The organism is Streptomyces sp. NPDC048185 (assembly GCF_043202495.1).
Lineage (GTDB): Bacteria > Actinomycetota > Actinomycetes > Streptomycetales > Streptomycetaceae > Streptomyces.
Genome location: NZ_JBIDAN010000005.1, coordinates 550,629 through 560,384, shown reverse-complemented (window position 1 = coordinate 560,384; position 9,756 = coordinate 550,629). Strand labels below are relative to the sequence as shown.

Annotated in this window: 7 protein-coding genes and 1 pseudogene; 1 reads left to right on the top strand and 7 read right to left on the bottom strand. The window is 66.8% G+C overall.

Translation table 11 applies throughout. The annotated features are described in order from the left end of the window. Positions 1-685, top strand: a 685-nt coding sequence (locus ACGF3H_RS18655) for an alkaline phosphatase family protein (protein WP_362494920.1), incomplete at its 5' end; no start/stop codon positions are given. Between the two features lie 308 nt (positions 686-993). Here ACGF3H_RS18655 and ACGF3H_RS18650 read toward each other — a convergent pair. The 7 genes and pseudogenes from ACGF3H_RS18650 to ACGF3H_RS18620 all read right to left on the bottom strand — a co-directional run bounded on the left by ACGF3H_RS18650 (position 994) and on the right by ACGF3H_RS18620 (position 9,608). After that, a complete protein-coding gene (locus ACGF3H_RS18650) occupies positions 994-1,602 on the bottom strand; it encodes a DJ-1/PfpI family protein (RefSeq protein ID WP_393816506.1) in 609 nt (202 codons plus the stop codon). 534 nt (positions 1,603-2,136) lie between these two features. Beyond that, the gene (locus ACGF3H_RS18645) at positions 2,137-2,487 is read right to left on the bottom strand and encodes a hypothetical protein (RefSeq protein WP_362494925.1); all 351 of its coding nucleotides are present in this window, start codon (positions 2,485-2,487) and stop codon (positions 2,137-2,139) included. 338 nt (positions 2,488-2,825) lie between these two features. Then, positions 2,826-3,908, bottom strand: a complete 1,083-nt coding sequence (locus ACGF3H_RS18640) for a protein phosphatase 2C domain-containing protein (protein WP_362494928.1) — start codon at positions 3,906-3,908, stop codon at positions 2,826-2,828. 401 nt (positions 3,909-4,309) lie between these two features. Next, positions 4,310-4,879: a hypothetical protein gene (locus tag ACGF3H_RS18635; RefSeq protein ID WP_362494931.1), complete on the bottom strand. Its 570-nt coding sequence runs from the start codon at positions 4,877-4,879 to the stop codon at positions 4,310-4,312. A 2,037-nt stretch (positions 4,880-6,916) separates the two neighbouring features. Next, a complete protein-coding gene (locus ACGF3H_RS18630) occupies positions 6,917-7,153 on the bottom strand; it encodes a hypothetical protein (protein WP_362494934.1) in 237 nt (78 codons plus the stop codon). 340 nt (positions 7,154-7,493) lie between these two features. Continuing rightward, a pseudogene (gene fabV, locus ACGF3H_RS18625) lies at positions 7,494-8,699 on the bottom strand (enoyl-[acyl-carrier-protein] reductase FabV). Positions 8,700-8,999: 300 nt separating this feature from the next. Next, complete coding sequence (locus ACGF3H_RS18620; protein WP_362494943.1) at positions 9,000-9,608, bottom strand: hypothetical protein; 609 nt, start codon at positions 9,606-9,608, stop codon at positions 9,000-9,002. Positions 9,609-9,756 lie beyond the last annotated feature (148 nt).

Sequence of the window (9,756 nt, the reverse complement as noted above, 5' to 3'; positions counted from 1 at the left end):
ACACCACCCTCCACATCACCGGCCACCAAAACCACAAAACCATCTTCACCACCACCACCACCGCCCCCACCACACCCACCACCTAACCCACCACCACAGGCACAGGCACAGGAACAGGCCCCGACAACACACCACAAGACCACCGCCCCACAACACACAACAAGGCGGTGGCCCCCAGCGCGACAACTGCCACCACCCACCTGATCAGGTCCGCGAGCAGGCGGTCATCGACAACTCCGAGCCGGGCTTCGAGTGGACGACCTACGATTTCGACGCCAACGCGCTCGCCTGGTTCACTACGTTCCGGGCGGCGCAGCCCGGCGAGCCGCTGTTCGAGCGGGGGATGAAGCGCGTGGGGTCCGCCGCGCAGAAGTACGACCCGTGGGCGATGGGCGACGCCCTGGTCGAGGGGTTTGCCGCGCACGTGGCCGGCGATGCGTTGCCTCAGGTGTCCTGGATCGTCGCGCCCGCCGCGCTGTCCGAGCACGCCAACTACGAACCCCCGGACGGCGAGAACCTCACCGCACGGCTGCTCTCGGTCCTGGCCGCCGACAACCCGGAAGTGTTCGCCAAGACGGCGTTCATCCTTAACTACGACGAGCACGGCGGCTTCTTCGACCACCTCGTGTCACCGCAGCCTCCGGTCTCCCGAACGCGGCCGGTCGACCATCTCCACCGACGGTGAGATCGTCGTCAAGGTCACCAAAGGCACGACCACGTACTTTCGGCCCGTCAACCAGCGCGGCCAGTACCTGACCAGGCTCGACGACGGATCCCTCACCTGGTCCTCCAGCCTTCCGGAGGGGGGACCCGGTCCGGAGGGCCGTTCCCCCTGGGGCTGGGCATGCGGGTCCTCCGACCACATCGACGACTCGCTTTACGCTCCGACTACGCGCATCACCGACGCAGAGGCCAGGCACGCTGAATTCAAGAGGCAGCGGCATGCAGTGGTCAGCGATCCCTGCGACTGCGCCGTGCGCGACCGCGTGGCCGTCAGGTGAGTGCGCCTTCGACGGAGTGGACAGCGCGCAAGGCGCGCTCGATCGTCTCTTGGTTCTCGCCGACCGGGGACACGTAGTCGAGGACGGTGCGCGCGGCGTCCTCCCCGAGCGTGCGAGTGATCACCCACGTGGCAAGGTACTGGGAAGCCAGGCAACCACCCGCCGTAGCGATGTTCCCCTCGGCATGGAACGGTTCGTCGAGCACCGTGATGTCGCGAGCTTCGACAAAGGGCCGGGTCTTCAGGTCCGTGCACGCCGGCATGCCATCCAGCAACCCCAAGCGGGCGAGCACCAGCGCGCCGGAACACTGCGCGCCGATGAGCTGGCGCGACGCATCGAGCCGCAATTCGGAGATCAGCTGGTCGTCGGCGACCACTTCTCGCGCCTTCACGCCACTGCCGATCAGCACGACGTCGGCCTCGGTGAGGAACTCCAGCGGGCGCTGCCCTGTCACCTCGACGCCGTTCATCGACGTGACCACCGGTGTCGGCGTAGTGATGAAGGCTTCCAGGCCGTCCCCGCGGCACCGGTTGATCAGCGCGGAAGCGATGAAGCTGTCGAGTTCGTTGAACCCGTCGAAGGTGACCACTGCTACCTGCATCGCAACTCCCTCACGTACGGCATCCGCGCCATCTACAGTCTCCCCCGGACCACCCATGCAGGACGAGGGCCAATCTGCCGTCTGTGGCCTGCCGGCCATCGATCGAGTCGGCCACGAGGTTCCACTGCGAAGAGGACCGAGGTCCTGCTCTCCTGCAAGGCGATGCGGTCACGACGGCAGTTCGGACCCTGCCTGCTCACGGTATACAGGTCCGCCGAGTTCCTGTCCCCCGAGGCGTGTCTCGTGCTCCCGGTGCGCGGCAGCGGCGCAGCGCACTCGCCAGGTCCTCGGCCGAGGCGCAGGGGCCGGCCGTTGCCGTCCGGGGCGGCGAAGGACAGGAACGAGCTGCAGCTGGTGCGCTGTGGATCCGCCCCTGGCACCCGGGGCTCCGCCGGTGTCGGCGACTTACAGTCTGTCTCCGGCGGCGGGGTGCCGAGTCGGGTCAGCAGCCAGAAAGTGATTGCGGTGCCGGTGCCGTAGGCGACGTGCGCGCCGAAATTTCAGGCCAGGACCCTTTGCGTCCCGGAGATCTTGCTAGCGACGGCGTTCCCGGCGAAGACGGCGCTGGAAGCGATATCGGCTGACCAGCTTGCCGCCTTCGCTTCCCGCCCCCAAGACCAGCAGCGCAGCAAGAAGTGCAGCCATGACCGCTTGAGACCCGAAGGCCACTGGCAAATCAACCGAGAAGAAGCCCCAGCTGACCAGCGCCGTGGAAGCCGAGCCCACGGTCAGCACCAGGAACAGCCGCCTGGTCTCGCCCGGAACCGGCCCTCCTCCCTTGGCCCACTTCTTCATGCCTTCGACGAAGAAGAAGGCCAGTAGCGCCGCCGCTTCGAGCCCTGACAGCAGGACCGTCACGCCAAGATCCAGCACCCAGCTCAACATGGCCACCATGCTGAAGCAGACGGACAGCCGGCCGCCTGAGTACAACTACTCAGGCGTGGTCATCAGGCCGAGCTCGGGGCGACAAGGCCGGCCACGATTACTCCAGTGCCTGGCCGGCGGCCACTTGGCCGACATCCGCTCAGCCGTAGGCAGCATGATGGTTCACCCGCGGAGCCCAGCCAGCAGGCTCCACGAGGTTGGGCGCTGCGCATTGGCCGGCATGGTTCGAGGGGCCGATCTGGCTTTCCTGGCTCGCTGGGCGAGTCGGTGTTCGTCCGCCTCGCGGATGAGTTCGCGGGAGCGGGCCTGGTGCAGTTCGAAGTGCATGCCGCTCGCTCCTACTGCCGGAGCTCGACGACGTCGGCGACCACGCAGCTGACGTTGTCGGGGCCGCCGGAGCCGTTGGCGAGGGCGATGAGCTCGTGGACCGCCTGCTCGGGCTCGCTGATGTCGGAGAGCACTTCGTGGAGCTCTTCGGTCGACACAACGGTGGACAGGCCGTCCGAGCAGAGCAGGTAGCGATCTCCCTGCTGGGCGTCGTGCAGACGCATGTCGGGGGTGGAGTCGGCGCCTTGACCCAGGGCACGTATCAGCAGAGACCGCTGGGGGTGGGAGGTCGCTTCCTCCGGGCTGAGGCGCCCTTCGTCGACCATTGCCTGCACCATGGTGTGGTCGTGGGTGATCTGGAACAGCTCCCCGTCTCGCAGGAGGTAGACGCGGGAGTCGCCGATGTGGACAAGGGCCAGCTGCGAGCCGGTCCAGAGCATCGCGGTGAGGGTGGTGCCGGCGTTCTCGGACGAAGGGCCGAGCGCGCCGGAGATGCCATGGACGGCCTGCTTCGCCTGGTCGATCGCGGCTTCTAGGACGTTGAGGAGATCGCCCGCCGGGATGCTGTCCGTTTCGAGACTCTTGAGCGCGTCGACGGCGGCGGCACTCGCGGGGGCGCCTCCGCTGCCGAAGCCGTCGGCGACGGCGAGCAGGCGGGATCCTGCATAGGCGGTGTCCTGGTTGCTCTCGCGGACAAGGCCGGGGTCGGAAAGGGCGGCGTAACGGATGCCCAGAGGCTTGGCGGTCGGGGACATGGCAGGGTCCTTCCAGGAGAGGTGATCGATGAGGAAGGAGGCCAAGTCCCGCCGTGCGGCGGTGTCGGCTTCGACCTGGGCCCAGAACGCGCGGATCTCTTCGACTGCCGCACCTGCCCCCAGCGTGCAGACCTGTTGAATGCGGGCGAGAGGCATCCCCAGCCGTCGCAGCCAGGCAACCAGCCGGGCCTGATCCAGTTGCTCCGGTGCGTAGAGGCGGTAGCCGGTCACCGGGTCGACGCGAGCGGGAGTCAGCAGGCCGAGCTCGTCGTAAAGACGCAGCGCCTTCGGCGACAGCCGGGACGCCTTCGCGAACGTCCCGATGGTCAACAACTCCATGCTCGTTCCTCCTCATGCCAGGCACGTCGCCTGGCCCCACCGATGCTGTGGGCTCCCCCAAGGTGAAGGTCAACCACGGGCTCTGTTCGCCCGTCGGATGGTCTCCTACTCGGTCGGCGGCTGCGTGACCAACCGGGGAAGCTGGTCCGCCGTCGGACTCGCTGGGCAGGCCCAGGAGCGCCTCGATCTGTGTCGCTGTGGCGGTGACAGCCGTGACGAGCCATGTGCGACTGGCGCCTCGCAGGGGCGTCTGCTCCTGGAACGGCGATGCCTTACCTACACGAGACAGGAACTTCGGCCCGGCGGCCGGAGAAGCTCGACCCATACACGGTGACGCGGGCTTCGGGGCGAACGCCGTGCTCGCCACCCCACACACGGTCCATGCAGCCGCTTTCGCGCGCTCAGTTCGGCCGCTCGTATTCGTCGATCGTCCCATCTCCGTTGTCGTCGTACATGTAGTCGTATGCGTCGCCGTAATGGTGCTGGTAGCGCATACACGTACCCTCGGCGCGCAGTTCGGGCTCGTCGTCGAAGTAGCCGAGGTGGAGGGTGACCCGGATGCCGTCGTCGAGGGTGGTGGTGATGCCGTTGTCGACCTTCTCGACGGTATGTCCGTCCTCGCGCCAGGTGGCCCGGAGGGATGCCAGCGCGGCGCGGTAGTCCTCGTCACTGGCGAAGTCCAGGTCCCACGTGATGATGGGCTCATCCCGGCTGACGCCGGTGTCGTCGAAGCCGAAGTCGTCCACGCACGAGGAGCTGCCCTGCCGGGAAGCGTACGCCTCCTTGTCCGGTGCCGGGGATAGCGCGCGGTAGGCATCCTCGCCGGCCCGGGTGGTGGCCCGGACATGGTCACGGAACTCCTCGGTGCTGTGAACGGGACCGCCTTGTATCGTCTCGCACGCCTTGGCCGTCAGCCCGAGGAGAGCCACCAGGGCGACACCGAGCGCGGGGACCACGATCTTCGACTTCATGCTGTCGATCAAAGCCGCCCGGGCGGGACGCGGGGCAGCGCTCTACTACTCAGCCCATCTGAGTAGCACCCAGACCGGCTGTTCGCTTCCAGCCGCTGGAACGCCCTGGAGTTCCTGGAGCCGGAGGCCCTCCACTCGCCGCCGCCCCATGCGCCCGCCTCGGCCTCGGTGCTGGACGGTCCTGGCAGCCTTCATGACGGCACCATGCCGTTCAAAGTGCGCCGGTTCGGTGGCGTCGAGGGCATCCCGCGCCGGAAGGCGAGGCCGAGCGGCCCGAGGACGACCGCTCCCCCCTGCGCCGCATGCTCCTCGACTCCCTGCCGGACGGGACCGTCCCGTGGAACAGCAAGATCACCGCTGCGGAGGAGGAAGCCCAGGGCTCTTCCTCGTCCTAGCGGACGGCTGTACCGTCCGCGCCCGGCTCCTCGTCGGCGCCGACGGCACCTGGTCCAAGGTCCGCCCCCCCGGTGAGCCGGGCCCGCCCCCTCTACAGCGGCCTGTCCTTCCTCGACCTCCACCTGGAGGACGTCGAAACCCGTCACCCGGAGGTCGCCGAACTGGTCGGCTACGGCTGCAGGTCCGCGCTCGGGGACGAGAAGGGCCTGTTGGCCCAGCACAATGGATTAGGTGGCGTCCGCACCTACGCGGCCTTCAAGGTCCCCAGTCCTGGGCCGCCTGACCCGGCGCGCACCTCGCCTACGCGCTGGACCAGTTCGCCGGCTGGGACAAGAACCTGCTGCGGCTGCTGACCGAAGCCGATCTCTCCCCCGGTGGTGCCGCCGTGAGCGGCAGGGCTTGGGCGTAGCGCTGCAGCGGTGGTCTGGTCGTGGCCTGTCGGTGTGGCGGGAGGGGCGTGGTGCGGCGCCGGCGGGGTGCTGGGCGGCGGCGGTTGCACCTGGGGGGCGGGGGGCGTGCGTCTTACCTGGTCGAAGGTGCGGCCGAGGGTCACGAACAGGGCAAATGCGGTCCGGGTTTCGGCGTAGCGCCCCTCGAGGCTTCCCAGGTCTTACTCGGCGGCGGCCAGGTCCGCAGGGCGCCAACGCGAGCGGAACGGGTCCTCCCATCTGATTGCCATGTCGGGACTGAGTCATGGGCGCTCACGGGCGGGCCAGCAGATAGTACTCCCACGCCGCCCTTACATGGCCTGCGCCGGCGAACTGGCCTCCTGGGCAGCTCCCCCAGCCATTGTTTGGCCTGGGTGTCCCGTCGGGCAAAGAGTCGGGATCCCAGAACAGAGCATTGCAGCTCACGCAAAACCTCCATGCATCTTGCGTGGTCGTCACTTCGGGGGGAATCTGGAAAGGCATGTCACTCCTCCCATAAGAGCACGATAGCCAGTTTCACGTCAGATACTCTTGTCCGGGTCTGCCATCAGGAAGAAGTTCCAACTGGGACCGGAGTGCGACTCCCAGCGAACCAATGCTCCTTGACTGTTGAACTCCCTGTCAAAGTTGTTACAGACGCCCTTGTTGTCCTGGACACCGTTCCACCAGAGGCTGAAACAATGGTTGCAGAATCGCCAATCACCCTGGACGACGTCTACTAACCAGGGCAGGCCGACCTCTCCCGCCTTTGGCAGGAGAAAATCTGATGGGATACGGAGGGACCCGCCACCGATCTGGGGAGGCTTGGGCAGAGGAAGCGGATCCTGGTCAGGGTGAGGGTTGTTGGCGAAGAGATACAGATCCCAACTGGACCCTTGATGATGCTGGGCATTCCCGTCAACGAGGGGTCGTGCAGGACATGCACCCTGACCGACCCTGGACGTCTCGTGCCGCCCATTCCAGTAAAGCACGAAGCACGAACTACAGAACCGCCAGTTGTTCTGCACTGAATTAATCTCGGTTGGAATTTTAAAGGGCATCATACCCACCCAGACAATGATTGGCTAGGGTTGACATTGCGGGAGCTGATCGCTCTCCGATATCCGACCTCAGGACGTCGCCCTCGACCTCCACAGATTCGCCAAGAATCCTCTAAGGGAGCGGCTTGCGCCAAAGAGCGAACGCTCCTCTTGTCAGTGTGACAGACCCAAACCTAAGACGCATCTGTTATAAGATTGTTCGGGTCGCCACATTCTGGCAGCTGAATTGTTGAGCGCACACCGGAGAAGGCGATCCGCAGGGCACGATCGGCACGGGCACTGTCGCCATCACCGCGCAGCGTAGTGTTCCCATCTGGATCGATGCGGCCAGACCGGGAAGTCGGTGCCGAGCCGAGCCGCTCAACGGCCCTCCATAACTCGTCGTTGTCGTCGATCAACTGCTTCAGCATCCTCCGGTGGTCAGAATCCGTCCTTCCGTCCTGTCCAGCCCACGGAGTATCCTCGGCGAAGTTTCATGGCGGGCGTGGTCTCTGCCCCCCGTTCTCTCTCTCTCCCCCCCCCCCGCACGCTGGGCAATGCGCACGCCGATTCTCCGTAGACCCGAGGTGACGGCCTACCTCGGCAAGACGCGAGGCGCGGTATCGGAGGGGCCGGGGTGCGGCCAGGAGGGCGGGCAGCGGCACGGTGGAGGCGCGGCGGCGTAGGCCGGTACGGCGGAGCAAGGTGCCCGGGCGTGACGCTGCGGGCCAGGACCGGATGGCATGTGAATCGCGGGCGTTCGGGGTCGGGTCAGAGAGTGGGACCGGGCCAGGGCACGTCGGTTTCCACAGCGGCGGTGTAGTCGATGCCAGGGACGGAAAAGCCGTAAAGGCGGCGGACCTCGTCGCTGAACCGGTCGAGGTCGGCGAGTTCGGTGATGGTGTCGCTGGTGGCCGTGGACCAGCGCTCGGCGACGGCTTTCTGCACGGCTGGCTCGAGTTCCCAGGTGTCGAGGCGGACCCGACCCTCTTCATCGAGGTCGAGGGGTCGAGCGCTGGTCAGCTGGTCCCACAGCTCCACCAACTGACCGATCGCAGCCACCATGGCGTCGCCGAGGACGCCGCGCAGCAGCCCGACGTACAGGGCGATGCCGGGGATGGCGGTGGAGGACTGGGTGACGGCGGCAGCGTTGACCGGGGTCACGGCCCGGCCGCCCAGGGTCTCACCAAGGCGTTCGTCCAGCGTGCGTGCGGTGGCTTCCAGATGGGATTTTGCGGCGCCGATGGTGCCCTGCCGGTAGATCGCCGCGGTGAGGGGCGAGCCGATGTAGGACAGAGCAGCCGTGGTGAAGCCGTCGGCGAGCAGGGACCGGTCGGCCAGGGAAGAGACCCAGCGTTCCCAGTCGGCGCCGCCCATCACCGCCACGGTCTGCTCGATGTCGTCGCCCTCGGCCGGCGCAGTGGTGATTGCCTTCACCTCCGGGGTGCCTTGCTGGTCGAAGACAAGGGTCTTGGTGGTGTACGGCGAACCGACCGGTTTGAGGACCGAGGCGTATACATCGCCGGTTTCCGGGTCAGTGCGGCGAGGCGCGGCACCGAGTAGATCAGGAAGTCGAGTCGTCCCCCGAACCGCTCGGCGATCAAGTCGGCGACCTGCTCCTTCATCGAGTCGCTGAACGCGTCGCCATTGAGGAAGATCATCTCCCCCCGTGCTGGCGGGCGAGTCTGGCGGTGGCGGCGGTACGGTACCAACCGGCCGTGCCGGTACGGCGAGCAGGCGGTTGCTCGAAGCACACTCCGTTACCACGGATCCCGGCCCGGGCGAGCCCCGCGATCGTCGCGGCCAGGCCGTACCCGGCGGACGAACCGATGACCAGCGCTACCGGCCCTTCGTTGACTGCGTGACCGGGGCGGGAACGGCTTGCCACATCTCCTCCACCAGTTGTCGGCAGCCGTCAGGATGGGAATCGAGAAACAGGAAGCCCCGGCGCTTGGGCACAATGACGCGTTCGCTCACGGTGTGGTGTCCCAGCTGTCGTTACGGACGAGGCCGCGGCAGCCGCCTCGACCACCGCGTCCTGCCAGTGTGCGACCGTAGCAAGACCACGGATGATCTTGACCGCCACAATGATGTACAGCCGGACTTGGAGGGTTCCCACCAGCCCTGTCGGGGCCAACCCGCGGTGGCCGCACGAAACAGTGTCCGGATCTATAAGCGCCCGTGCGGACCTCATGTTCCACACAGGCGTTTCGTAGGCGCGCCAGTGTGGCCGGCTGGTGCCTTCACCAGCATCGATGCGTCGCAGCAGCAGATTGTTCAGCTTGCGTCGAACGACCAGATGAGCCCGGCTTCCTCGCGAGAGACCGCGACGAGGCCGAAGTCCCAGGCGTACTGGGTCATCGGCCAGCAGCCGGTGACCCGTTCGTAAAAGTCGGGAAGATCGCCGCCGTGGTGGGTGTTTGTGAAGAACTGCGAGCCCTGCGGGAACCGCGAAAGGATCACCTGCGCGTGTTCCTCCATACCCTGCCTGCGGTCGGCGAAGCCGTGCTGCCGCGAAACGTCCATGGCGTCCGTCGCTAGCATGACGAGCAGCCGAACGACGGCAGAACGCGGGATTTCGAACAGCCGGCTGCGCCACTGCGCAGCCCCGGCCTCGTCAGTCGGCGGGACCCGGAACGGAAAAGAGGGGTCCTCCTCCAGTTCCTCGTCCCCCTGCTCGGGGTCCCTGCCGGGCCAGCCCCGAGGATCAGGCACCTCACGCCGCATCAGCGCGGCCACGTCCGGCAACCAGTCCTCGTGAGCGCGCAGGCCGACCGCGATGAAGGAGTACCGGTTGCGGTACATCTCCAGCGCCCTCGGCCATGAACCGGCATCAGGACGTGTCCCCCAGCCACTCGGTCGAGCGGGCTCGATGTCACTGCTCATCCATGCCCCCCTCACTCCGGGCTTCGAAGGTACGCCATCCGTTGCGCCCCGCACGCGATGCATACAGGGTGCGGCGTAACACACGGCACCTGAGGACCGAGCTGGGATTGCGCCCAGCTCGGCGGCTGGAAGGCGAGCCCTGCCCGCC